Below are 23,917 nucleotides of genomic sequence, written 5' to 3'. Positions count from 1 at the left end.
GCTTCAGCCTGCATGAAGGCGTCGCCCGCCATCGTGCGTGAAGGCCGTCGGATCGCAGCGCGTGAGACGGTCATGACGCAGTATCGATGCCCTGTCCCCTACCGTGGGAACAGCCGGCGCAGATGCTGCGCGGATCACCTCACAGGCAGGAGACGGACGCATGAAGATCGAAGTTTGGCAGGGCGACATCACGACCCTGGCGGTGGATGCGATCGTCAACGCGGCCAATGAAACGCTGCTCGGTGGTGGCGGTGTCGACGGCGCGATCCATCGTGCGGCCGGGCCCGCGTTGCTGGCCGAATGCGAGCAGCTGCCGGAGCTGCGCCCGGGCGTACGTTGCCCGACCGGCGAAGTGCGCGCCACCAGTGCTTACGCTTTGCCTGCACGCTACGTACTGCACACGGTGGGCCCGGTCTGGCACGACGGCCAGCGCGATGAACCGGCGTTGCTCGCCAACTGCTACTGGAAGTCGCTGCAGCTGGCCGAATCGCTGGGCGTGCAGTCGATCGCATTCCCAGCCATCAGCTGCGGCGTATACGGCTATCCGCTGTACCAGGCCGCGCAGATCGCAGTGACCGAAACACTGGCCTGGCAGCGCAGCCATGCGCAACCGATGCGCATCGTGCTGGTGGCGTTCAATACCGCTACGGCCAAGGCCTACCAGCAGGCGTTGAGTGCCGCCGGGCAAAGCGCCGACAGCGAACCGCGCGGGTCGATGCTGCCGCCCCTGGGTGACGCGGGTTTTGCCGCCGCGCATTGAATCGCGATGCAGCGCGAAAAGGAAAAGGCCGGGCATTGCCCGGCCTTCTCAGTTACACCATTGATGTCATCCACGCATGGCGTGGATCACGCTCAACGACTGGCAGCTTCCACCGCAGCGGCGTCATCGGCCACGGCGGCTGCAGCGTCGGCAGCGGCACGTGCAGCCGATGCCGCAGCACCCTCGGCGCTGGCCCCTTCCACCTGCACGCGCACCTCGACCATGCCTGCGCCATTGTTCAGGCTGGACACGTCGACGGTGTAATGACCGGCCGGCAGAGTCTCCTCCAGGCGCGAGTTGGTACCGTTGCCACCGTCGTCGTCGGTCAGCTCGACATCGCCACCGACCACGCGCAGCACGGTATCGACCTGGCTGGAAATCGCGTCCAGGCGCACGTCGGCCGGCCGGTCCAGGGTCAGCAGGAAGCGGCGACGGCCTTCGTTGTCCAGCATGGTGTACACGCTGCCCGACTTCGGCAGGGCGGTGCCATCGCGCTCGACCAGATTCCCCGGCAGTTCGATGCGGGTGGCAGACAGGGTGAACATGCCATTGACACCGCTGCCGAGGCCGCGCGCGGTCAGGGTGTACTTGCCCGGCTTCAGCGACAGGGTCAGCCGCGAGTTGGTGCTGTCGTTGCCATCGTCGTTTTCGGCTTCAACGCCCTGGCCCGACAGCTTCAGCACCGGATCGAAGACATCCGACACCAGGCGGATTTCGTACAGGCCGGCCTTGTCCACCTGCAGGGTGTAGTCCTGCGAATCACTGGCCAGCATGTCCACGATTTCGCCACTGCCCGCCAACGGCTTGCCGTCGTAAGGTTTCAGCTTCTCGGCTCGCAGGCGATACGGACCAAAGGCGGTCGGGCCATCGGCATTGACCGCCACCTGGTAGGTGCCGCCGCCATTGGCACGGAACGCCAGCGAGACGTCGCCTTCGCGTTCGTAACCGGTGTTGCTGGTGGAAACAAGACTGCCGTTGTTGAACACGGCGATCGAGCCGCTGAGGGCACCAGTAAGTTTCAGGCCGACCAGATCCTTGTCTTCCAGCTTGATCTGGTAGAGCTGGTGATGGCTGCCATCATTGAAGTTGATGCCGCTGCGCGAGGTGATCTCGCCGGACACCGGCTTGTCGAAATCGAGCGACGCGGCCTTGCCTGCCTCTGCGCCGCCGCCGATGCGGTTGCACCCGCCGGCGACCAGGACCGTGGCTACGGCCAGTGTGATTGCTGCCAAACGCATGTTGTTTCTCCTTGGCCTTCCATGTGGTTCCCGCGTACCGGCCGGGCACGCGGGGGCGGAAAAGATACCCGCAAAAGCAAACGCCGGCGTGATGCCGGCGCTGCCTTGTTCATCCAGCGATGGGACGGATCAACCGTTCCACTTGCCCAGCGCAGCCAGGCCGTTGTCCTTGGCACGCTCGTACACGGTCTTCTGGGCGGCTGCGTAGTTGCCCTTCATGTCCTTGGCCCACAGCTTCAGCGCGGCCTGCTGCATGGCGCGACCGTAGGAGAAGCTCAGCGGCCACGGCAGGTTGCCCAGCTGGTTCATCGCGTTCAGGTGCTCGGTGGACTGCTCGTCGCTCTGGCCACCGGACAGGAACACCACGCCCGGCAGGATGGCCGGCACGGTGCTCTTCAGGCACATCACGGTCGACTCGGCCACTTCCTCGACGTCGGCCTGCTCATCGCAGTTCTTGCCGGAGATGACCATGGACGCCTTCAGGATGGTGCCTTCCAGCAGCACGTTCTGCTGGTACAGCGCGTCGAACAGCGAACGCAGGGTGGCTTCGGTGACTTCGTAGCAGGTCTCGATGTCGTGGTCGCCGTCCATGATCACTTCCGGCTCGACCATCGGCACCAGGCCGCATTCCTGGCACAGGGCGGCATAACGGGCCAGCGCATGGGCGTTGGACTCGATGCAGGTGCCCGACGGAATGCTCTCGCCGATGTTGATGACCGCACGCCACTTGGCGAAGCGCGCACCCAGCTTGTAGTACTCCTGCAGGCGCTCGCGCAGGCCGTCCAGGCCTTCGGTGACCAGCTCGCCCGGGCAGCCGGCCAGCGGGTGCGCACCCTTGTCCACCTTGATGCCCGGAATCATGCCGTGGTCGGCCATGTACTTGGCGAACGGCACGCCGTCCCTGGTCGACTGGCGGATGGTTTCGTCGTACAGGATGGCGCCGGAAATGTGCTCGTTGAGCTTCGGCGTGGTCAGCAGCAGCTCGCGGTAGGCACGACGGTTCTCCTCGGTGTTCTCGATACCGACGCCGGCGAAACGCTTGGCGATGGTAGCGGTGGATTCGTCGATCGCGATGATGCCCTTGCCCGGGGCGACCATGGCCTGGGCGGTTTCGGCCAGCTGTTCGATGCTCATGTATTTCCTGTGGCGGGTGCGGGAAAAACGTAAGTATAGCCCCGCCGCCCGTTGCCCCGGTGTCGAGGCCAGGATGGAAACGATTCCAATGTCCACGCAGGACAAGGGATGTCCTGCGGCATGGGGTCAGAGCCCCTTTGGGGATCTGACCCCGGGTCGGATGCGCGCAGCGGCTCCGACCCGAGGCCGACTGGGTTTACAGATCGCCCAGCCCAATGGCGCGGCCGTCTTCACCCACTTCCAGCAGGCGCAGGGTATTGGTGGCACCGTGGGTTTCCATGTGCTCGCCGCTGGTGAACACGACGCGGTCACCGGCCTGCAGCAGTTCGGCTTCCACCAGCAGGCGGATGCTGCCGCGCGCGGCTTCGCGCGGGGTCAGGCCGCGGCTGTCGAAGTTGATCGGGAACACATCGCGCATCAGCGCCATCTGCCGGCGCGCGCCGTCATGGCGGGTCACCGCGAACACCGGCGCCTTGGCGCGGAAACGCGACAGGTAACGCGCGGTGCCACCGGACTCGGTCATTGCCACGATCGCGCGCACGCCCACGTGCTGGGACAAGAACATGGTGGCCATGGCAATGGCCTGGTCGGCACGCTCGAGGTTGCGCGGCGAAGCGTTGAAGTCGGTCTCGGTCTGGAACTGGCGCTCGGCCCCCAGGCAGATGCGCGCCATTGCTTCGACCGCCTTGACCGGCCAGGCACCTGCAGCGGTCTCGGCCGACAGCATCACCGCATCGGTGCCGTCGATGACCGAGTTGGCCACGTCCAGCACTTCGGCACGGGTCGGAATCGGGCTTTCCACCATCGACTGCAGCATCTGCGTGGCGGTGATCACCACCTTGTTCTGTGCCAGCGAGGCCTTGATGATCTTCTTCTGCAGGCCCGGCAGTTCGGCATCGCCGATCTCCACGCCAAGGTCGCCACGGGCGACCATCACCACGTCGCTGGCCTCGACGATTTCTTCCAGGTTCTCGATGGCCTCGGTGCGCTCGATCTTCGACACCAGCGCAGCATCACAGCCATGCGAGCGGGCGATGTCACGCGCATCGTTCATGTCCTGTGCGTTGCGGCAGAACGACACGGCGATGAAGTCGACACCGATCTTGGCGACGATGCCGATCAGCTCCTTGTCGCGCTCGGTCAGCGCGCCCAGCGAGAGGCCGCCGCCCTGCTTGTTCAGGCCCTTGCGGTCGGACAGCACACCGTCGTTCAGTACGGTATTGATGATGCGTTCGCCCTGCACCTCCACCACCTGCAGCTGCATCAGGCCGTCGTCGAGCAGCAGGACGTCGCCCGGACCCACGTCCTGCGGCAGGCCGAGGTAGCTCACACCCACCTGGGTGGCATCACCCGGGCCGGCGCTGGTGCTGGCGATCAGGTCGAAGCGGTTGCCCGCCTTCAGCTGCACCTTGCCTTCTGCGAAGCGCTCGATGCGGATCTTCGGGCCCGGCAGGTCGGCCAGGATGCCCACTTCCACGCCGACGCGGGCGGCGGCGGCACGCACTTCGGCGGCACGCTTGGCCTGGCCGGACGGGTCACCATGGCTGAAGTTGAGGCGCACCACGTTGACGCCGGCGCGGAACAGATCCTCCAGCACGCCCGGCGGATCAGTGGCCGGACCGAGGGTGGCAAGGATCTTGGTGCGACGCTGACGCTCGAACATGGTGAATGGGCCTCTCCCGATAAAGAACGGAAATTAGCACATCCTTCACGCCGCATGTATACGGTTACAGCCTTGTGCTGCCTGACTTCGCGGGTCATGGATCGGACATCACCCGGACATACGCTGGCGCAGGGCGTTCTGTAGAGCCGGGCCCATGCCCGGCTGCGCCGTTGGCCGCAATCAGCCGAGCGTGGGGCCAGCTCTCCAGGCGGGGCGGCTAGGCCAACAGCGTCGTCAGCTGTGCCGGCTCGCGAGCCAGCTGGCCCGCACCGGCTTCGGTCAGTTCGGCCTCACCGCCAAAGCCCCACAGCACCCCCACGCTGCGCAGGCCGTGGTGGCGTGCGCCCTCGATGTCCATGCGGCGGTCGCCGATCATCCAGCACTGTGCGGGCTGCAGCTGCAGGCGGCGCAGTGCCTCCCCGACCAGCTCGGGCTTGTGGCTGCGCGAGCCGTCCAGGGTCGAACCGACGATCTCCTCGAACAGCCCGCCAAACGGCAGGTGCGCAAGGATGCGGCGCGCATGCGGCTCGTTCTTGGCGGTGACCACCGCCAGGCGGTGGCCTCGGCCATGCAGCGTGCGCAGGGTGTCTTCCACCTGCGGGTACACCGTGTGTTCGCGCCAGCCTTCGGCATCGAAGCGCTCGCGGTAATAGCCCACCGCCTGCTCCACCCGCGCTGGTTCGACGAACAGTGGCGTGAAGGTGGTACGCAGCGAAGGACCGATCCATCCCAGCAGCGTCTCCTGCGGCGGCACCGGATGGTCCATCTTCTGCAGCGCATAGGCGATGCAGGCGGTGATGCCCACCTGCGAGTCGATCAGCGTGCCGTCCAGGTCGAAGAACAGGACATCCTTGCCGTGCCCGGCACTCATGCGCCGCGCGCGTCGAGTGCGGCCACCGCCGGCAGGGTCTTGCCCTCCAGGAACTCCAGGAACGCACCACCGCCGGTGGAGATGTAGCTGACCTGCTGGGCGATATCGAACTTGTCGACCGCCGCCAGGGTGTCGCCGCCACCGGCGATGGAGAACGCCCTGGAGCTGGCGATGGCGCGGGCCAGCGCTTCGGTGCCCTTGCTGAAGGCTTCGAACTCGAACACACCGACCGGGCCGTTCCAGACCACGGTGCCAGCCTTCTCGATCAGCTGCGCGTACTGCGCCGCGGTCTGCGGGCCGATGTCCAGGATCAGATCATCTTCGGCAACGGCGTCGACCGCCTTCACCTCGGCGACCGCGTCGGGCATGAACTGCTTGGCGGTGACCACGTCCACCGGCAGCGGGATGTCGGCGCCGCGCGCCTTGGCATCGGCGACGATCTTCTTCGCGGTGTCCAGCAGGTCCGGTTCGTACAGCGACTTGCCGACGTTGTAGCCGGCGGCGGCGATGAAGGTGTTGGCGATGCCGCCACCGACGATCAGCTGATCGACCTTGCCGACCAGGTTGGCCAGCAGTTCCAGCTTGGTGCTGACCTTGCTGCCGGCCACGATGGCCAGCAGCGGCTTGGCCGGTGCATCCAGCGCCTGCGCCAGCGCGTCCAGTTCGGCCATCAGCAGCGGGCCACCGGCAGCAACCGGGGCGAAGCGGATGACACCGTGTGTGGAGGCCTGCGCACGGTGCGCGGTGCCGAAGGCGTCCATCACGAACACATCGCACAGGGCGGCGTACTTCTTCGACAGGGCTTCATCGTCCTTGCCCTCGCCGACGTTCATGCGGCAGTTTTCCAGCAGCACCAGCTGGCCCGGCTGGACCTCGACGCCGTCGACCCAGTCGCGCACCAGCGGAACCTCGCGACCGAGCAGCTCGGACAGGCGCTGGGCCACCGGCGCCAGCGAATCGGCTTCGCTCCACACACCTTCCTTCGGGCGCCCCAGGTGCGAGGTGACCATCACCGCCGCGCCCTGCTCCAGCGCGCGCTTGAGCGTCGGCAGCGAAGCGGTGATGCGCTGTTCGGAAGTGATGCGGCCATTCTCGATCGGCACGTTCAGATCCTGGCGGATCAGCACGCGCTTGCCGGAGAGGTCGAGGTCGGTCATGCGGACGATGGACATGGGCAACTCTTTGGCTCGGGGACAGGATGCCGGGATGCGGCAGGCGGCCATTGTATCGGGTGCGGGTGGAGGGAGGGCCGATGCCTGCGGCAGGCAGAGGCGCACAGCAACAGCAACGGCAACAGCAACTGCCAAAGCGCTGACGCTTCATGATGCTGGGGGTGGGCCGGGGCGGTGTGGGCTGGCAGGGGGCGCCGTGAATCCGTCCATGGAGGCTTGGCAGCCGCATCCATGCGGCTGACACCCCTGCCAACCCACACCGCCCCGGCCTCGACAGGTTCATGTGACGGAGCGGATGGCAAAGGCAAGAGCGGTTTCTGATGTCGGATGGAGAAAGAAGGGGTCAGATCCGTTTTCCTGCGGAAAACGGATCTGACCCCGAGGGCCCCGCTGTTCTGTAGAGCCGAGCCCATGCTCGGCTGGAGATTTCGCGGAGAGCAGCCGAGCGTGGGCTCGGCTCTACAAGAAGCGCCCAGCGAAGCTGCTTTGCTCTTGCTCTTCTTCTTTCTCTTCCGTGGGTGGAAGCAACCGGAAACTGTCAGAGGCCGGGCGGGGTGGGTTCGCGGGGGTGTCAGCCGCATGGATGCGGCTGCCAAGCCTACAAGGACGTACTTGCGGCGTCCCCCGCGAACCCGCCCCGCCCGGCCAAGCGCTGCTTTTGCTTTGCACGACCACCCCCACCCACGAGGGGCTGCGCCGTTCGCCGCAACCTACGCCGAAGGCGCCGGCTTCTGCCGAAGCAGGCTGACCGCCAGGCCGCCAACAACCAACACACCCAGCCCCAGCAACGCCCACAGCAACCACGCCTTCCAATCGTGCTGCGGCTTCAGCGCCGCGTCACCGGCCAGCGGCTCCGGGCTGCCCTCCAGGCGCGCCAGCGTCGGCTGCCACGACGGATCATTGCGCTGCCGCAGTTCCTCGATCAACACACCAATCGGCGCTTCCATGCGGCGCGCGGTCGCGCTGCCCACTGCCAGTGCATACGGTGCTGCCCCCTGGCTCAGGAACACCAGTACTTCCGGCTGGTAGCCCAAGCGCAGGGTCGGTGCGGTCGCAGTTTCCGCCGGGTTCGCCACCAGCTTCCAGTAGCGGTCACGATGCACGCCCCCCAGCGGCTGGGCCGCTGATTGCTGGCGCTGGCCCTGCGCGCCCTGCTGCAGTTGGTACGCAATCCATGGCGCACTGCGGCGCTGCCATTCCGCACTCTCGTCATCGCGGCTGAACAACGTCCACTGCACCAGGCTGTTGTCGGTGCTGGCCACATCCGCGCGCGCTACCGGGAAACGGCCGTCGAGTTCGAAGGTGTATTCACCCTTGCCCTTCGAGGTCGGTTCCAGCGACAGCCACTCCCACGGCAGCGTGGCCGGCGCCGGCGGCAGCTCGGCCAGCACGCTGCGCAGCGTCGGCAGGCGCGCATCGCCCTGCGCCAGCACGCGCAGATAGCGCGCCTCGCCGTCCACCTGCAGGCGGCGCTGCAGCAGGCGCTTGCCAGCACGCTGCAGGTCGACCAGCGGGATGTCACGCCCGATCGGACGCCAGTGCTGCAGGTCGTCGCTGGCATCCAGCTGCACCTGCGCCTGCAACGGCTGTCCGCTGTCAGCCCAGTCCAGCACCAGTGCCGCCAACGGTTGCTGGCCGAGCACGCTGGCATCGATCAGCCAACCACCCTGCCCGTTCGCTGCCGCACCGCCGCTCACGCGTGCTTCGACGCGACGGACACGGCCATCGGTATCGCGCTCGGTCAGCAACTGCAGATCGTTGCGCTGTGCTTCGGCCAGCGGCGGCAGCGCGAACCACGGCAGCTCACGCTGCACCGGCGGCTGTGCCAGCGGCTGGTCCGGCGCCAGCAATGCCGATGGCAACGATTGGCCGGCGGCGTTGAACACCTGCAGGTCACCCAGGTCTGCGGCACCTGCACGGCGATAGATCGCCGGCTCCAGAACCACCCTGTACGCACCGGACTGTGCGCTGGACAGCGTCAACGGCCACTGCTCGGCGTACTGCGTGCGGTAGTCGGCGGCCTGCACCGCGACGGCGGCCAGCATGCCGAACATCGCCGGCAGCAGCGCCCTGCTCCACTTCCTCATTGTTTTTCCTCCACGGACGGCGCCGCGCTGGGCGGTGCCGGTGCCAGATAACCCACGACCGTGCACAGCAGGCCGTAGGCGATGAACGATGCGATGCCCAGCAGGTTGCCCAGGTGCTGGCGATCGACGATGACCAGCTTGGCCAGCACCACGCCCATCAGCACGGCACCGACCATCCACAACACGCGCTGGCCACGGCGCGATCCCCACACCCAGGCAATCACGCCGAGCACGCTCCACAGCACGGTCAGGCTGGTCTGCGCCAGGCTGGAACGCATCATCGACGCACTCCACGACAGGCCGCCCCACTGATGCACGCCATGCAGCACCACGCTGGTCAGCGCGACGAACGTTGCCAGTGACAGCAGCGGCATGCGGATTCCCGACAGGGTCTTCGGCGCCTGATCGCTGTACAGCCAGCGTGCAAGCAGCAACAGGCTCAGCCACTGTCCGAGCTCGGCCGGATTCAATACCGGCAGCCAGAGCAGCGGCGCAGCATCGCCCGGCAGCAGCTGTCCGAACAGCCAGCCGATCGACAACAGGCCGAACAGCACGCACTGCAGCGGCTGGCGCACGCGATCGAACGCTGCACCCAGCGGCCAGCGCAGCGCATTCCAGCGCCACAGCGACAGCGCCGCCATCAACAGCCACGGCACCGTCACCAGCAACGTGGTCCAGCCCTGTGCCAGACCGGCCTCGCCACCGCCCCACAGGGCCAGCAGCGAAAGCAGAGACGGCCACAACAGCCACCACAGGAACTGCGCGATGCGCGCCACGCTGTCGCCCCCCTGGCGCAGGCAGAGCAGCGTGCGCACGCCCATCACCGCGAACACCGCCCAGGCCAGCGCACCGTAGCCGGCGAACGGCTGATGGTGCGCGTCGCTCTGCATCAGCGCCAGCGGGAAGCCCAGCGCCAGCATGGCCAGCGCGGTCACGCCCAGTGCGCGTGCCGGCTGACGGCGCTGCATTTCGGCGGCCAGCCAGGCAGTGACGGCGGCCAGCACCAGCAACGCGTCCACTTCGGTGCGGTACGGGAAGAAGCGGGTGATCTCATGCACCATGCCGCCCAGCCACCACAGCAGGCCCCACAGGTAGTAGACCAGGGCGATCTCGTGGCGTGACCTGCGCTGGTAGCTCCAGGCCGACGCGAAGCCGGCCAGGGCCAGCAGCAGCGCCCCGATGGCAGTCGGATTGATCAGGAAGCGCAGGTCCTCATGCCAGTGATCGCCACCGGCCACGAAGGCGAACGCAGCGCCCATCTGCAGCAGCGCGCCGGACACCTGCGGCAGCCAGCGCTTCTGGCGCAGGCCCAACCAGGCCAGTCCGGCGCCTTCCAGCGCGAACACCGCGCCGGTGGCCCGCGCCGACAAGGCCAGCGGCACCGCCAGCGTGGCAAAGCCCACCGCCAGCACCGCGTGCGACTGCGCCAGCACGGTGTACGACGCGCGCCTGATCAACGCCCACGCCAGCGCCGCGTAGATCGCGGCCAGGCCAAGTGCGCACAGCGCCAGCGTCATCGGCTGCTGGTACAGCATCCCCGCCTGCAACGAGAACGCGACCAACGGCGTACCGAACACCAGGCTGCCATCGACCAGGTCACGCTGCCCGGCGGGCTGCCGGCGTGCGTAGAGCAACGGGATCAGCAGGTAGAAGGCGAAGAACAGCAGCAGGAACGGCTCGGTGCTGCTGAACTTGTCAGGCGCGTACTGCAGCACGCCCCAGAACGTGCCGATACCGAAGGTGAAGGCGAAGCCCAGCAGGTTCAGCGCGCGCCACGGTCGGAACCAGGCAATGGCGAAGATGCCGGCGTTGAGCACGGCGTAGTAGCTGAACAACCCCACGTGGTTGCCGCTGCCGGTGGACAGCCACAGCGGTGCCATGAAGCCGGCGAGGATGCCCAGCACCGCCAGCGTGCGCGAGTTCTGCACCACCGCCAGCACGCACAGCGCGGCCACCAGTGCAATGGAGCTGACGAAGGCGAAGCCCGGCGGAATCAGCTCGAAACGCTTGAAGGCCGCGAAGATGGTCAGCAGCAGCACGCCGATGGCACCACCCTGCAAGGCCAGCGCAAACAGGCGCCGGCGCTCGCGCTGGTGCCAGCCGAACGCCAGCAGGCCCAGTGCACCGACGGTGACACCGGCCAGGCGCAGCTCGATCGGCAGCACCAGCCAGCCCTGGTCGCTGACGTACTTCAGCAGCGCAGCGACACCGGCCAGCAGCACCAGCATGCCGATCTTCACCGGCACGTTGCCCTCGGTGAACCAGCGCTTGACCGCGCCAATGCCGCGCTCGATGAAGTTCGGCAGCGCCGGTCCGGAAGGCAACGGTGGCTGCATCGGCGCGGGTGGCACCGGCGGTGGTGCGATCGCGCGCGGCGCCTCCGTTGCCGCAGGCACCGCTTCGCGCACCGGCGTTGGCTGAGGCGGAGGCGGAGGCGGTGCAGCAGCCGCCACCGGCCGCAGGAACGGTGGATCGGCACTGGCCACAGGGGGGGCCGCAGGCCGTTCAGGCGCGTGCATGGCGGCGACCGGCGCGGCAGCCATGGCGCTTTCCAGCGCGGCGACGCGGCGGCGCAGGCCGGCAATCATCACCAGCGCCACCCCCAGCAGCAGCGGGATGGCCAGCAGGACCAGTACGACCAGGGCAATCAGTGCTTCCATTGCGTGCTTCCATAGCGTTCCCGCGCCCCAGCGGCAGCGGTCGACCGGCCCATGCTACGACAGGGCCGGCCCCATAAACGACGAACCCCGGCCAGGCCGGGGTCCGTGTGCGATCTTCGCCGGCCTTACTTGGCGGCGATGACCTTGGCCATTTCCAGGCACTTGTTCGAGTAGCCCCACTCGTTGTCGTACCAGGTGACCAGCTTGACGAAGGTGCCGTCCAGGGCGATGCCAGCGTCGGCGTCGAACACCGAAGTGCAGGTTTCGCCGCGGAAATCGGTGGCCACCACCTTGTCTTCGGTGTAGCCCAGGATGCCCTTCAGCGGGCCTTCGCTCTGTGCCTTCACTTCCGCGCAGATCTCGGCGTAGGTGGCTTCCTTTTCCAGTTCGACGGTCAGGTCGACCACCGACACGTCCGAGGTCGGGACGCGGAAGCTCATGCCGGTCAGCTTCTTGTTCAGTTCCGGGATGACCACGCCGACGGCCTTGGCCGCACCGGTGGACGACGGGATGATGTTCTCCAGGATGCCACGGCCACCGCGCCAGTCCTTGTTGGACGGGCCATCGACGGTCTTCTGGGTGGCGGTTGCCGCATGCACGGTGGTCATCAGGCCGCGCTTGATGCCCCACTTGTCATTGATGACCTTGGCCAGCGGGGCCAGGCAGTTGGTGGTGCACGAGGCGTTGGAAATGATCGCCTGGCCGGCGTAGGTCTTGTCGTTCACGCCGTAGACGAACATCGGCGTGTCGTCCTTCGACGGCGCCGACATGATGACCTTCTTGGCGCCGGCATCGATGTGCTTCTGCGCGGTTTCCTTGGTCAGGAACAGGCCGGTGGCTTCCAGCACCACGTCGGCACCGACTTCATCCCACTTCAGGTTGGCCGGGTCGCGTTCCTGGGTCAGGCGGATCTTCTTGCCGTTGACCAGCAGGTCGTTGCCCTGCACTGCCACGTCGGCCTTGAAGCGGCCGTGCACGGAGTCGTACTTGAGCATGTACGCCAGGTAGTCCGGCTCCAGCAGATCGTTGATGGCCACGATTTCGATGTCGTCGCCGAAGTTCAGCACCGCCGAGCGCAGGACGTTACGCCCGATGCGACCGAAACCGTTGATACCAACCTTGATTGCCATTTCTCAAGCTCCTGCGGCCGCTACGGGTGCGGCGGGATGGATAGGGCCCACAAGTCTAGCAAACCGGGGCTGGCCACCGTGGGCCAGCGCCCGGGCCAGAGGGCCGGCGGACAGGATTTGATCCGGATCAAAGCGTTAGCACGGCGTGAGGCCGAGACTGTCGCCATCCACCCAGCAACGAGATCACCCCCATGCGCAAGACCTCCCCCCTGATCCTGGCCGGCCTGGCCGCCGCCCTGTCCCTCGCCGCCGCCCCGGCCATGGCCCAGTCCAAGGGCGACTGGACCGTCTCGGCCGGCGTCCACCAGGTGGCGCCGAAGTCGAACAACGGCTGGCTGGCCGGCCACACGCTGAAGGTCGACGTCGACAACGACGTCAAGCCGACCATCACCGGCGAGTACTTCATTGCCGACAACCTGGGCATCGAAGTGCTGGCCGCGCTGCCGTTCAAGCACGACATCAACATCAATGGCCTCGGCCGCGTCGGCAGCACCAAGCAGTTGCCGCCGGTGGTGACCCTGCAGTACCACTTCAACAGCAAGGGCAAGGTCTCGCCGTTCGTCGGCGCGGGCGTGAACTACACGACCTTCTTCAGCGAAGACACCACCGGTGCGCTGGCCGGCAGCAAGCTGAAGCTGCAGGATTCGTGGGGTCTGGCCGCGCATGCGGGCATCGACTTCGCGATCGGCGAGAAGGGCGCCCTGCGTGTGGACATGCGCTGGATCGACATCGACAGCAAGGTGAAGTTGAACGGCGAGAAGATCGGCACGGTCAACATCGATCCGCTGGTCTACGGCGCTTCGTACGTCTTCAAGTTCTAAGCGGTGTGTTGGGCGCGGGGGCTTCGCCCCCGCTCCCCCGCCATACGCAAAACCCTCGCAGCATGTTGCCCCGGTGATTACCGGGGCTTTTTTGTGCCTGGGACTGAAGCGGTTCCGGAGCTGGGGCGAGGCGGGGAGCAGAGCCGGGACACGCCGCGCCTCCCGCTGCGCTCCCGCTTCGGAACAGGAACGCGCCGCTCTTCAATCCACCTACCCCGCTAGAATGTGCACATGAAAGCCCTGCATTCCCTGTTCCTCGCCGCCGCCCTGGCGCCGGCCCTGCTGTCCGCTTCCGCCCCGGCCCATGCCTGGGGCGCGCAAGGCCACCGCCTTGTCGCCGAAGTCGCCGACGCCCGCCTCAATCCCACCGCCCGTGCCGAAGTGGATCGCCTGCTGGCCACCGAACCGGACGCCACGCTGGCCAGCATCGCGCCCTGGGCCGACCAGTTGCGCGCCAAGGACCCGGGCCTGGGTCGTCGCTCGGCCGGCTGGCACTACGTCAACATCGCCGAAGACAACTGCCATTACGAAGCACCGAAGCACTGCAGGAACGGCAACTGCATCGTCGAAGCCCTGAAGGCGCAGAGCACCATCCTCGGCGACCGCAGCCTGACCGATGGCGAGCGCCTGCAGGCGCTGAAGTTCGTCGTGCACCTGGTCGGCGACATCCATCAGCCGATGCACGCCGGTTACGCGCACGACAAGGGCGGCAACGATTTCCAGCTGCAGTTCGGCAACCGCGGTACCAACCTGCACTCGCTGTGGGACAGCGGCATGCTCAACACCCGCAAGCTGGACGACGCGGACTACCTGCCGCTGCTGCAGAGCCAGCGCGCGCCGAAGCTGGCGCGCCAGTCCAACCCACAGCGCGACCCGCAGACGTGGGCCGAGGCCAGCTGCCGCATTTCCATGCAAGCTGGCGTTTATCCGGCCACGCGTAAAATCGGTGACGAATACACCGAGCGCTACCGGCCGCTGGCCGAAGCGCAGCTGCGGCTGGCCGGTGAAAACCTGGCGCAGTTGCTGAACCGCGTGCTCGGCGCGCGCTGAGGAGGGTTCCAATGTCAGTCCAGGTGCAGTCGTTCTTCCACCGTGACAGCAATACCTTCAGCTACCTGGTCAGCGACCCGGCCAGTGGCGAGGCAGCGCTGATCGACCCGGTCCTGGACTACGACCCGGATACCGACGCCAGCAGTGAAGCGCCGCTGCATGCCGCGTTGCAGGCCATCGAGCAACAAGGCCTGCAGCTGCGCTGGCTGCTGGAAACCCATGCCCACGCTGACCATGTGTCGGCCGGGCGCCGCCTGAAGCATCGTTTCCCGCAGGCCACGCTGGCCATCGGCGAAGGCATCCGCGCGGTACAGGCAACGTTTGCACCACGCTATGGCCTGCAGCTTCCTGCCGCAGATGAGATCTTCGATCACCTGTTCAGCGACGGCGAAACCTTCGCTCTGGGCGAACTGCGCTGCCAGGTGATCGCCGTGCCTGGCCATACCAGCGACAGCATCGCCTACCTGATCGACGATGCGCTGTTCACCGGCGACTCGCTGTTCATGCCCGACGGCGGCACTGCCCGCTGTGATTTCCCCGGTGGTGATGCCGCGCAGCTGTACCGCTCGATCCAGCGCCTGCTGGCCTTGCCCGATGCAACGCGCGTGTTCGTCTGCCACGACTACGGCCCGGGTGGACGCGGCTTTGCCAACGAAACCACCATCGGCGAACAGCGCGCGCACAACATCCACGTGCATGACGGCGTAGCCGAGGCGGAGTTCGTCAGCGTGCGACAGGCCCGCGATGCCACGCTGGAAGAACCGAAACTGATGCAGCCCGCAGTGAAGGCCAACATCCAGGGCGGGGCCTGATCGACGCCGCTGTATTGGCCGGGCATGGTCCGGCGCCACCCGGCATCACGCGCGATCATTTTCCCTGCGTGCGGACCGTCTGCCGGCCCTTCACGACCTCGAAGGTGAAGGCGTACTGCAGGGTGACGGCCACCGGTTCGACCCGCTCGGCACTGCGGCAGTCGCCGCGATCAGCCGGCACTTTGCCTGCCGCGAAGTGACAGACTGCGGCGGAGGAGTACTTCCACATGGCAACCGCCTCCTGCGCTGCCTGCAGCAAGGGCGCATTCTCCGGTGCCTCACCCGCGCTGCATTCGCTGCGGTCGGTCAGCGGGATGCTGCGCTCAACGCTGCCCTGCGCATCCACCACCACCTGCAGGCAGACCGTAGTCGGCGGCAGCGAGGTGCGTGGATCACGCTCGCCCACTACCGGGTCCGGTGCCGTATGCAGTTGTGGCATGCGGTAGCCTTCGCTGGCGGCCAGTGCGTAGGGCTGGATCTGGCCGGTCCCTCCCCCCGCATCGGGTCGCAGGCGCTGGTGACCGACATTCTCGCTGCGGGTATCGGCCGTGGTCAGGCGATCCTGGGTTGCACATGCCGCCAGCAGCACCGCCATCATCAGCAGCGGCGCTCGCTTCACTTCGTGTCCTCGGTGTCATCCATGGCGTAGGTAATCGGGACGCGCACGGCACCGGGCACCGGCTTGCCGTTCTTCACTGCGGGCCGATAGGTCCAGCTGCGCGCCGCAGCAATCGAGACAGCATCGAACACCCCCGGATTGGTGGCGCTGAGCACCTGGACGTCGGTGGGATGGCCTTGGGCATCCACTTCCACGCGCAGGTTCACCACGCCCACCTGGCGCTGCTCGACCGCAGATTTCGGATAGGACGGCGGCGGCATCTTGTCGACCTGGATCTCCCGATCCATGACGGACCCTGCCGGGCCTCCCGCGCCTCCGCCCTGGCTGGCCCACGCCACCGCTCCCATTCCCAGGCACAACCCGACCACCAGTACCTGTCCCGACACCCACGGCAATGCCTTCCGCTTGGACTGCTTCAACATGGCGATGCGCTCCTTCAACACGGGTTGGCTGCGCCAATGGCAGACCGCGGGCGCAACCGGGTGGACCAGCTGCGCCTTCAGCAGCGTGCTGGCGTAGAGGCCGCGCAGCGCAGGCTGCGGGCCGATGGTGCGGGCATCGCAGGCCAGTTCCTGGTCGCGCAGGAAGCGGCGTGCGGCCCATGGCAGCAGCGGGTGGAACCAGAACAGCGCGCGCACCAGCAGCAGCGCGCCGTTGGCCCAGTGGTCGCCATTGCGACGGTGGCTGCGCTCGTGCCGCAGGATCAGGTGCTGTTCCTGTGCACTGAAGTGCTGGTCGAAGTCAGGGCCGACCACGATGCGCGGCCGCCACAGGCCAACCAGCGCTGGCAGGCCCGGGTCGGCGCTGGCCTGCCAGCTGCCATCGGTGCGCGGCGTCAGTGGACCCATGCGCCGTTCGAATCGACGCTGCGCGCGCAGGTCGCGCAGCAGGCAGAGGCCCGTGCCCACGGCCCAGAATGCCAGCAACAACCCGGCCCATGGCAAGGACTGGCCGGCCGCGCCATCAATGGCACCGGGCAGCACTTTCAGCGGCAGCGTGGGTACCTGCTGCAACAACGCAACCTGCGGCAACGGCAGCATCAGTGCCAGCAGCAGCATCGGCAGCAGCCACCAGCTGCGGTATGCCAGACCAGCGCCCCCCAATCGCACCAGCAGCGGCCGCATCACCGCCAGCAGGACCGCGCCCACCGCCAACCACAGGCTGGCCTGCCACACTCCGTTGAGCAGCTCAGTCATGGTCCAGCTCCTGGATCAGTTTCTTCAGTTCGGCGATGTCCTGCGCACTCAACTGGCCGCGTTCGCTGAAGTGCGCGACCAACGGCGCAACGCGCCCTTCAAAGACACGGCCGATGAAGTCCTGGCTCTGCGCCTCCACCCACGCCTGGCGCTGCAGCAGCGGCCGGTACAGGTAGCGCCGGCCATCACGCTCGGCGGCGATCGCGCCCTTGGTCAGCAGACGATTGAGCAGGGTCTTGATGGTCGGTTCGGCCCAGTCGCGGTGGGCCAGTGCGGCGACCACTTCATCGGCGCTACGCGGTGCCTGCTGCCACAGCACCTCCATCACAACGGCTTCGGCTTCGCTGATCGGAGTCATTGTTTACGTCCGTAATCGATGAACCGATTACGCGCGTAATCGAATCGCCTGTCAAGCCCCTCGACTCCAGGTTCATCCTGGCTGCGCCAGCATCGATTCCACCCGCCCCGGGATTCGGATGAAAGCGCTGCCCAAGAAGGATTTCCCGGTCGAGCAGGCCCGCCGCTTCCTCGAACCTGGCCCGATCGTGCTGGTCAGTACCGCCTGGCGTGGCCAGCGCAACCTGATGACGATGGGCTGGCACATGGTGATGGGCTTCTCGCCCTCGCTGGTCGCCACCTACCTGTGGGACGCGAACCACAGCCACGCGCTGGCCCGTGGCAGCGGCGAGTGCGTGATCAATGTGCCCGGCGTGGAGCTGCTCGACACCGTGGTGGACATCGGCAACTGCAGCGGCCGCGAGGTCGACAAATTCGCCCGTTTCGAGCTCGATCCGCTGCCCGCGCGCGAGGTCGGCGCGCCGCTGGTCGGCCAATGTCATTCGTGCTTCGAATGCCGACTCTACGACGACAGCCAGGTGCAATCGAGCAACCTGTTCATCTGGGAAATCGTGCGCGCCCACGTCGCGCCCCGGCCGAAACTGCCGCGCACGGTGCATTACCGCGGCGATGGCCAGTTCATGGTGTCCGGCGCCGAAGTCTCGCGTCGACGGCGGTTCAAGCCCGACATGCTGTAATGCCAGCACTCCCCCACACGCAGGACCGCCGCGCATGACCGAACACCTCACCGACCTGGACGCCGCCGTCGACTGGTTGTTTGCGCGCGTGGACGGGCCGCTGCGGATCGGGGCACCGCTGGCACTGGGCAAGCCGCATCGGCTGCTCAATGCCCTTTATGCACGCGTCGAGCACGATCCGTCGCGACCGCTGCAGCTGTATACCGCGCTGTCGCTGAACCCGCCGAAGGCGCGCGGCAACGGCCTGGAAGCGCGCTTCATGGCGCCGTTCGCGCAGCGCCATTTCGGCGACGATTTCCCGCGCCTGGCCTATGCCGATGCGATCGCGCGCGATGCGCTGCCGGCACATGTGCAGGTGGAAGAGTTCTACATGCAGTCCGGCGCCCTGCTCGGTTCGCGCCAGGCGCAATCCAGCTATACCAGCCTGAACTACACCCACGCCGCCGATGCGGTCGCGCAGCGCGCGCCGCAGGTGATCGTGCAGAAGGTGGCGATGCGGCCGAACGATCGCCGGCTTTCGCTGTCGTGCAACAACGACATCACCCAGGACACGCTGGATGCGATGACCGCGCGCGGGCTGCCGCGCCCGTTGCTGATCGCCGAGATCGATCCGCAGCTGCCTTACATGGGCGGCTCCGCCACGGTCGATGTGTCGTTCTTCGATCTGGTGATCACCCCGCCGCCGCCCTATCCGGCGCTGTTCGGGCTGCCGCGGCAGCCGGTGGGCGATGCCGACTACGCCATCGGCCTGTACGCCAGCACGCTGGTGCGCGACGGCGGCACCCTGCAGATCGGCATCGGCACGCTGGCCGACGCGCTCAGCCATGCGCTGGTGCTGCGCCACACCGACAACGCGCGCTACCGCCGCGTGCTGCATGCGCTGGATCCACACCTGGCCAGCCACCCGCTGGTGCAGGAGATCGGCGGACTGGATCCGTTCGAGGTGGGCCTGTACGGCTGCAGCGAGATGCTCAACGAAGGCTTCCGCCGGCTGGTGCAGACCGGGGTGATCAAGCGCAAGGTGCACGACGACCTGGCGCTGATGCAGCGCATCGAGAACGGCAGCACGCTGTCCATCGACCACGCCACCCTGGCCGCCGAGGGCGAGTACCTGCACGGCGCGTTCTACCTGGGCTCGCCGGAGTTCTACGAGTGGCTGCGCACGCTGCCGGAAGACGAATGCCGTGCGATCGGCATGCGCCGCATCAGCGAAATCAACCAGCTGTATGGCGGCAACGAGACGCTGGAGCGCCTGCAACGCCGCCATGCGCGCTTCTTCAACTCCTGCATGATGGCCACTGCACTGGGCGCGGCCGTGTCGGATGCGCTGGACGACGGACGTGTGGTGTCCGGCGTGGGTGGCCAGTACAACTTCGTGGCGATGGCACATGCCCTGCCGGAAGCGCGCAGCGTCTTGATGTTCCGCGCGGCGCGCGATGACAAGGGCCAGCGCGAATCCAACGTGCGCTGGAACTACGGGCACACCACCATCCCGCGCCACCTGCGCGACATCTACCTCAACGAATACGGCATCGCCGATCTGCGCGGCCTGACCGACGAGGACTGCGTGCATGCGATGACCGCGATCACCGAGGCCCCGTTCCAGGGTGGCCTGCTGCAGCAGGCACAGGCCTCGCGCAAGCTGTTGGCGGCGTCCCAGCCCGACCCGCAGCGCCTGCAGCGCAATACGCCGCAGGCACTGGCCGCGGCACTGGCACCGTTCCGCGCCGACGGCAGCCTGCCGGACTATCCGCTGGGCAGCGACTTCAACGAGGTCGAGCAGGTGCTGGTGAAGGCGCTGGGTTGGCTGAAGGCCAACACGCAGACCCGCGGCGACAAGCTGCGCACGGTCTGGGCGGCTCTGCGGCAACCGGCCGGCGACGGCGATGCGGTGTACCTGCAGCGCATGGGCCTGCAGGCCCCGAAGGATTTCGCCGAACGGCTGGACGCGCGCCTCCTGCGGCTGGCACTGGCGCGCACCGCCTGAGAAAAGGGGACGGAGGGGATTAAGTCGCATGTGCACAAACGACTTAATCCCCTCCGTCCCCTTTTTCCTGCGGCAAAGAAAAGGCCGGCGTGCGCCGGCCTTTCCTCATTACGCCGCGAAGCTGTTTACAGCGACTTGGCCGCTTCCACCACGTGGGCAGTGGTGATGCCGAAGTGCTTGTACAGCTGGTCGGCCGGGGCCGAGGCACCGAAGGTGTCGATACCGATCACGGCACCGTCCAGGCCGACGAACTGGCGCCAGAAACCGGTGACGCCGGCTTCCACCGCCACGCGCTTGCGCACGGCGTTCGGCAGCACCGATTCACGGTAGGCCGCATCCTGGCGCAGGAACACGTCGGTGGACGGCATCGAGACCACGCGGGTCTTGAGGCCGGCCGCGTCCAGCTGGGCCTTGGCTTCGGTGGCCAGCGAGACTTCCGAACCGGTGGCGATCAGGATCACGTCCGGGGTACCAGCAGCATCGGCCAGCACGTAGCCACCGCGCTCGATCTGGGCGATCTGCTCGGCGTTGCGCGGCTGGTGCGGCAGGTTCTGGCGGCTGAACACCAGGCAGCTCGGGCCATCCTGGCGGGTGATCGCAGCCTTCCAGCTCACCGCCGACTCGACCGCATCGCACGGACGCCACACGTCGTTGTTCGGGATGTAGCGCAGCGAGGCCAGGTGCTCCACCGGCTGGTGGGTCGGACCGTCTTCGCCCAGGCCGATCGAGTCGTGGGTGTAGACGTGGATGGCGTGGGCCGGGATCAGCGCGCTCATGCGCACGCCGTTGCGGGCGTAGTCGCTGAACACCAGGAAGGTGGCGTCGAACGGAATGAAGCCACCGTGCAGGGCCAGGCCGTTGGCAATGGCGGTCATGCCGAACTCGCGCACGCCGTAGTACACGTAGTTGGCGTTGGCGTCGTCGCTGGCAACCGATTTGCTGCCCTTCCACAGGGTCAGGTTGGAGTGCGCCAGGTCAGCCGAGCCGCCGACGATTTCCGGCAGCAGCGGTGCATAGGCTTCGATGGCCAGCTGCGACGCCTTGCGCGAGGCAATCGTCGGGCCTTCGGCGGCCACCTGGGCGATGTAGGCATCGGCCTTGGCAACGAAGTCGGCCGGCAGTTCGCCATGCGAGCGGCGGGTCAGTTCGGCCGCTTCAGCCGGGTACTGGCTGGCGTACTTGTCGAACAGCTGTTCCCATTCGGCCTGGCGCAGCGTGCCGGCGCCGTTGGCGCGCCAGCCGTCGTAGATCGCCTGCGGGATCTCGAACGGACCGTATTCCCAGCCCAGCTGCTTGCGGGTGGCTTCCAGTTCGTCCTTGCCCAGCGGTGCGCCGTGGCTGGATTCCTTGCCCGCCTTGTTCGGCGAACCAAAGCCAATGGTGGTGCGGCAGCAGATCAGGGTCGGCTTGTCGCTCTGCGACAGCGCGGCCTCGATGCCGGCCTTGATGCTCTCCGGGTCATGACCATCGACATCGCGCACCACGTTCCAGCCATAGGCCTCGAAACGCTCCGGGGTGTTGTCGGTGAACCAGCCCTCGACGTTGCCGTCGATGGAGATGTGGTTGTTGTCCCAGAAGCAGACCAGCTTGTGCAGGCCCCAGGTACCGGCCAGCGAAGCGGCTTCATGCGACACGCCTTCCATCAGGCAGCCATCGCCCATGAACACCCAGGTGCGGTGGTCGACCACTTCCAGCTCCGGGCGGTTGAAGCGCTGTGCCAGCAGCTTCTCGGCCAGGGCGAAGCCCACGGCATTGGCGAAACCCTGGCCCAGCGGGCCGGTGGTGGTTTCCACGCCCGGGGTCTCGTGGCGCTCCGGGTGGCCGGCGGTGTGGCTGCCCAGCTGGCGGAACAGCTTCAGCTGCTCGATCGGCAGGTCGTAACCGCTCAGGTGCAGCAGCGCGTACTGCAGCATCGAACCGTGGCCGTTGGACAGCACGAAACGGTCGCGGTTGAACCAGTGCGGGTTGCTCGGGTTATGGCGGAGGTAGTCGTTCCAGAGGACTTCGGCGATGTCGGCCATGCCCATGGGCATGCCGGGGTGGCCGGACTTTGCGGTTTCAACCGCATCGGCGGCAAGGAAGCGGATGGCGTTGGCCAACTGGCGACGGGTAGGCTGCGTCATGGTTCTGTCGGAATCGGGAGGCGGCCGCGGACGTGCGGGCGGCCTATTGTCCCATAGTCGCCGGGCGGGGGGTCGGTTCACCTTGCCCGGTCGTGCCGGCCGCTGGCCGGCAACGTCGTCATCTCCCCCGGATTCCGCATGTGAAGCGGGGTCGGAGCCCTTTCCTTGCGGAAAGGAATCCGACCCCGATCAGGTCGCCAGCAGTGGCGTTGGACTCAGTCCTGCTGCGGGCCCAGCGCCGGGCCGTCGTGCGATTCGCCCTTGGCCACCAGGGTGGTCAGGGCCAGGTCGCCGGTCACGTTCAGCGCGGTACGGCACATGTCCAGGAAGTGGTTCACGCCCAGGATCAGGCCAATGCCCAGCGGGTTCACGCCCACCATCGCGCAGATCATCGCCACCACCGGCAGCGAGCCCGACGGCACGCCGGCGGTGCCGATGCCACCGAGGATGCAGACCGCCATCACCATGATCTGCTGGCCGATGCTCAGGTCCACGCCGAAGAACTGGGCCAGGAAGATCACCGTCACGCCCTCGAACAGCGCGGTGCCGTTCTGGTTGGCGGTGGCGCCCACGGTCAGCACGAAGCGCGACACGCGCTGCGGCAGGCCCATCTGGTCGGCCACGCGCAGCGCGGTCGGCAGGGTGGCGTTGCTGGAGGCGGTGGAGAACGCCATCACCGTCGCTTCCTGGGTATCGCGGAAGAACGACAGCGGCGAACGGCCGGACAGCCACACGGCGGTACCGTAGGTCACGATCATGTGCAGGCCGAGTGCCAGCACCACCACGCCCACGTAGGCACCGAGGCGGATGATCAGCTCGAAGCCGAACAGCGCGGCCAGGTTGAACATGAAGCAGGCCACCGCATACGGGGCCAGGCGGATGACCAGGTTGATCAGGGTCATCGAGATTTCGAACACGCCTTCAATGGCGCGGCGCAGCGGGGCCACCTTCTCGTTGTCGGTCAGCACCATGCCGATGCCGAACATCAGCGCGAAGAACATCAGCGACAGGATTGCGCCGTTGTCGGACGCGGCCTGCAGCACGTTGCTCGGCACGATCGACAGCAGCATGTCCATGCCCTTCGGCGTGCCATGGATGCCAGCAACGATTTCCTTGCTGCGCTCGGCGTTCTCCGAGAGCATCATCGCGGCGACCTGCGGATCGACGCCGGCACCCGGCTTGAGCAGGTTGACCAGCACCAGGCCGATGCCCACGGCAATGCCGGACAGCAGCACGGTATACGCCAGGGTCTTCCAGCCGATGCGGCCAAGGGCGCGGATGTCGCCCATCTCCGACACGCCCATGATCAGCGCCGAGAAGATCAGCGGCACGATCAGCATGAAGATCAGGTTGAGGAACAGGCCCGACGCCGGGGTGGTGATGTAGTCCATTACCCACTTGGCACCGGCCTGCAGACCATCGACGCTGCCGCCCAGGGCGTGCACGATCAGTCCCAGGATCAGGCCGATCGCAAAGCCGATGCCCATCTTCCAATGCAGGGGCAACTTCTTCTTGTCGGCAGCAGCTGCTGTCATGCGCGGGTTTCCTCGAAAAATGAAT

The 23,917-nt window shown here is 66.9% G+C and carries 19 protein-coding genes; 6 read left to right on the top strand and 13 right to left on the bottom strand.

Annotation, left to right across the window (positions count from 1 at the left end):
- The first annotated feature begins 160 nt into the window (after window positions 1-160).
- Window positions 161-760: an O-acetyl-ADP-ribose deacetylase gene (locus tag AC5P5S_RS05255; protein ID WP_005410830.1), complete on the top strand. Its 600-nt coding sequence runs from the start codon at window positions 161-163 to the stop codon at window positions 758-760.
- 92 nt (window positions 761-852) lie between these two features.
- Here the strand turns inward: AC5P5S_RS05255 and AC5P5S_RS05250 are convergent, their stop codons facing one another.
- The 8 genes from AC5P5S_RS05250 to gap all read right to left on the bottom strand — a co-directional run bounded on the left by AC5P5S_RS05250 (window position 853) and on the right by gap (window position 12,715).
- Complete coding sequence (locus AC5P5S_RS05250; RefSeq protein ID WP_043034326.1) at window positions 853-1,998, bottom strand: hypothetical protein; 1,146 nt, start codon at window positions 1,996-1,998, stop codon at window positions 853-855.
- A gap of 129 nt (window positions 1,999-2,127) precedes the next feature.
- The gene (locus tag AC5P5S_RS05245) at window positions 2,128-3,132 is read right to left on the bottom strand and encodes a class I fructose-bisphosphate aldolase (RefSeq protein ID WP_005410832.1); all 1,005 of its coding nucleotides are present in this window, start codon (window positions 3,130-3,132) and stop codon (window positions 2,128-2,130) included.
- Between the two features lie 196 nt (window positions 3,133-3,328).
- Window positions 3,329-4,795 (bottom strand): pyruvate kinase, encoded by a 1,467-nt coding sequence (gene pyk, locus AC5P5S_RS05240; RefSeq protein ID WP_005410833.1) that lies wholly within the window; start codon window positions 4,793-4,795, stop codon window positions 3,329-3,331.
- 217 nt (window positions 4,796-5,012) lie between these two features.
- Window positions 5,013-5,666: an HAD hydrolase-like protein gene (locus tag AC5P5S_RS05235; RefSeq protein WP_005410834.1), complete on the bottom strand. Its 654-nt coding sequence runs from the start codon at window positions 5,664-5,666 to the stop codon at window positions 5,013-5,015.
- Window positions 5,663-6,838, bottom strand: a complete 1,176-nt coding sequence (locus AC5P5S_RS05230) for a phosphoglycerate kinase (RefSeq protein ID WP_043034327.1) — start codon at window positions 6,836-6,838, stop codon at window positions 5,663-5,665. The genes AC5P5S_RS05235 and AC5P5S_RS05230 overlap by 4 nt, the downstream gene beginning before the upstream one ends.
- Window positions 6,839-7,548: 710 nt before the next feature.
- The gene (locus AC5P5S_RS05225; protein ID WP_062605756.1) at window positions 7,549-8,925 is read right to left on the bottom strand and encodes a DUF3999 domain-containing protein; all 1,377 of its coding nucleotides are present in this window, start codon (window positions 8,923-8,925) and stop codon (window positions 7,549-7,551) included.
- Complete coding sequence (locus AC5P5S_RS05220; protein ID WP_197596194.1) at window positions 8,922-11,585, bottom strand: DUF2339 domain-containing protein; 2,664 nt, start codon at window positions 11,583-11,585, stop codon at window positions 8,922-8,924. The genes AC5P5S_RS05225 and AC5P5S_RS05220 overlap by 4 nt, the downstream gene beginning before the upstream one ends.
- Window positions 11,586-11,710: 125 nt before the next feature.
- Window positions 11,711-12,715: a type I glyceraldehyde-3-phosphate dehydrogenase gene (gap, locus tag AC5P5S_RS05215; RefSeq protein ID WP_005414333.1), complete on the bottom strand. Its 1,005-nt coding sequence runs from the start codon at window positions 12,713-12,715 to the stop codon at window positions 11,711-11,713.
- 191 nt (window positions 12,716-12,906) lie between these two features.
- Between gap and AC5P5S_RS05210 the strand changes: the two genes are divergently transcribed.
- The 3 genes from AC5P5S_RS05210 to AC5P5S_RS05200 all read left to right on the top strand — a co-directional run bounded on the left by AC5P5S_RS05210 (window position 12,907) and on the right by AC5P5S_RS05200 (window position 15,398).
- Window positions 12,907-13,536, top strand: a complete 630-nt coding sequence (locus AC5P5S_RS05210) for an OmpW/AlkL family protein (protein WP_005410839.1) — start codon at window positions 12,907-12,909, stop codon at window positions 13,534-13,536.
- A 231-nt stretch (window positions 13,537-13,767) separates the two neighbouring features.
- A complete protein-coding gene (locus AC5P5S_RS05205; RefSeq protein WP_165710952.1) occupies window positions 13,768-14,586 on the top strand; it encodes a S1/P1 nuclease in 819 nt (272 codons plus the stop codon).
- A gap of 11 nt (window positions 14,587-14,597) precedes the next feature.
- A complete protein-coding gene (locus AC5P5S_RS05200; protein WP_165710954.1) occupies window positions 14,598-15,398 on the top strand; it encodes an MBL fold metallo-hydrolase in 801 nt (266 codons plus the stop codon).
- A 55-nt stretch (window positions 15,399-15,453) separates the two neighbouring features.
- Here AC5P5S_RS05200 and AC5P5S_RS05195 read toward each other — a convergent pair whose 3' ends face one another.
- From AC5P5S_RS05195 to AC5P5S_RS05185, 3 genes are read right to left on the bottom strand one after another with little or no spacing between them, the layout of a single operon-like run.
- Complete coding sequence (locus AC5P5S_RS05195) at window positions 15,454-16,017, bottom strand: hypothetical protein (protein WP_088431135.1); 564 nt, start codon at window positions 16,015-16,017, stop codon at window positions 15,454-15,456.
- Complete coding sequence (locus AC5P5S_RS05190) at window positions 16,014-17,213, bottom strand: M56 family metallopeptidase (protein WP_231336627.1); 1,200 nt, start codon at window positions 17,211-17,213, stop codon at window positions 16,014-16,016. The genes AC5P5S_RS05195 and AC5P5S_RS05190 overlap by 4 nt, the downstream gene beginning before the upstream one ends.
- A complete protein-coding gene (locus AC5P5S_RS05185) occupies window positions 17,206-17,571 on the bottom strand; it encodes a BlaI/MecI/CopY family transcriptional regulator (RefSeq protein ID WP_012481135.1) in 366 nt (121 codons plus the stop codon). Before AC5P5S_RS05185 ends, AC5P5S_RS05190 begins: the two co-directional genes overlap by 8 nt.
- 118 nt (window positions 17,572-17,689) lie before the next feature.
- Between AC5P5S_RS05185 and AC5P5S_RS05180 the strand changes: the two genes are divergently transcribed.
- Window positions 17,690-18,247, top strand: a complete 558-nt coding sequence (locus AC5P5S_RS05180) for a flavin reductase family protein (RefSeq protein WP_005414339.1) — start codon at window positions 17,690-17,692, stop codon at window positions 18,245-18,247.
- Window positions 18,248-18,281: 34 nt separating this feature from the next.
- Window positions 18,282-20,234: an acetyl-CoA hydrolase/transferase C-terminal domain-containing protein gene (locus AC5P5S_RS05175; protein WP_099562531.1), complete on the top strand. Its 1,953-nt coding sequence runs from the start codon at window positions 18,282-18,284 to the stop codon at window positions 20,232-20,234.
- Window positions 20,235-20,359: 125 nt separating this feature from the next.
- Here AC5P5S_RS05175 and tkt read toward each other — a convergent pair whose 3' ends face one another.
- The gene (gene tkt, locus AC5P5S_RS05170) at window positions 20,360-22,357 is read right to left on the bottom strand and encodes a transketolase (RefSeq protein ID WP_005410847.1); all 1,998 of its coding nucleotides are present in this window, start codon (window positions 22,355-22,357) and stop codon (window positions 20,360-20,362) included.
- 215 nt (window positions 22,358-22,572) lie between these two features.
- Complete coding sequence (locus AC5P5S_RS05165) at window positions 22,573-23,892, bottom strand: dicarboxylate/amino acid:cation symporter (RefSeq protein WP_005410848.1); 1,320 nt, start codon at window positions 23,890-23,892, stop codon at window positions 22,573-22,575.
- Between the last annotated feature and the right edge of the window lie 25 nt (window positions 23,893-23,917).

The sequence above is a fragment of the Stenotrophomonas sp. YJH_SMC_54 genome, assembly GCF_059368435.1.
This window is presented reverse-complemented; position numbering and strand designations above follow the sequence as displayed.

Bases quoted from the DNA above. Each gene is read 5' to 3' on its own strand.
- AC5P5S_RS05255 (WP_005410830.1), top strand. From the start codon at position 161: ATGAAGATCGAAGTTTGGCAGGGCGACATCACGACCCTGGCGGTGGAT.
- AC5P5S_RS05250 (WP_043034326.1), bottom strand. From the start codon at position 1,998: ATGCGTTTGGCAGCAATCACACTGGCCGTAGCCACGGTCCTGGTCGCC.
- AC5P5S_RS05245 (WP_005410832.1), bottom strand. From the start codon at position 3,132: ATGAGCATCGAACAGCTGGCCGAAACCGCCCAGGCCATGGTCGCCCCG.
- pyk (WP_005410833.1), bottom strand. From the start codon at position 4,795: ATGTTCGAGCGTCAGCGTCGCACCAAGATCCTTGCCACCCTCGGTCCG.
- AC5P5S_RS05235 (WP_005410834.1), bottom strand. From the start codon at position 5,666: ATGAGTGCCGGGCACGGCAAGGATGTCCTGTTCTTCGACCTGGACGGC.
- AC5P5S_RS05230 (WP_043034327.1), bottom strand. From the start codon at position 6,838: ATGTCCATCGTCCGCATGACCGACCTCGACCTCTCCGGCAAGCGCGTG.
- AC5P5S_RS05225 (WP_062605756.1), bottom strand. From the start codon at position 8,925: ATGAGGAAGTGGAGCAGGGCGCTGCTGCCGGCGATGTTCGGCATGCTG.
- AC5P5S_RS05220 (WP_197596194.1), bottom strand. From the start codon at position 11,585: ATGGAAGCACTGATTGCCCTGGTCGTACTGGTCCTGCTGGCCATCCCG.
- gap (WP_005414333.1), bottom strand. From the start codon at position 12,715: ATGGCAATCAAGGTTGGTATCAACGGTTTCGGTCGCATCGGGCGTAAC.
- AC5P5S_RS05210 (WP_005410839.1), top strand. From the start codon at position 12,907: ATGCGCAAGACCTCCCCCCTGATCCTGGCCGGCCTGGCCGCCGCCCTG.
- AC5P5S_RS05205 (WP_165710952.1), top strand. From the start codon at position 13,768: ATGAAAGCCCTGCATTCCCTGTTCCTCGCCGCCGCCCTGGCGCCGGCC.
- AC5P5S_RS05200 (WP_165710954.1), top strand. From the start codon at position 14,598: ATGTCAGTCCAGGTGCAGTCGTTCTTCCACCGTGACAGCAATACCTTC.
- AC5P5S_RS05190 (WP_231336627.1), bottom strand. From the start codon at position 17,213: ATGACTGAGCTGCTCAACGGAGTGTGGCAGGCCAGCCTGTGGTTGGCG.
- AC5P5S_RS05185 (WP_012481135.1), bottom strand. From the start codon at position 17,571: ATGACTCCGATCAGCGAAGCCGAAGCCGTTGTGATGGAGGTGCTGTGG.
- AC5P5S_RS05180 (WP_005414339.1), top strand. From the start codon at position 17,690: ATGAAAGCGCTGCCCAAGAAGGATTTCCCGGTCGAGCAGGCCCGCCGC.
- AC5P5S_RS05175 (WP_099562531.1), top strand. From the start codon at position 18,282: ATGACCGAACACCTCACCGACCTGGACGCCGCCGTCGACTGGTTGTTT.
- tkt (WP_005410847.1), bottom strand. From the start codon at position 22,357: ATGACGCAGCCTACCCGTCGCCAGTTGGCCAACGCCATCCGCTTCCTT.
- AC5P5S_RS05165 (WP_005410848.1), bottom strand. From the start codon at position 23,892: ATGACAGCAGCTGCTGCCGACAAGAAGAAGTTGCCCCTGCATTGGAAG.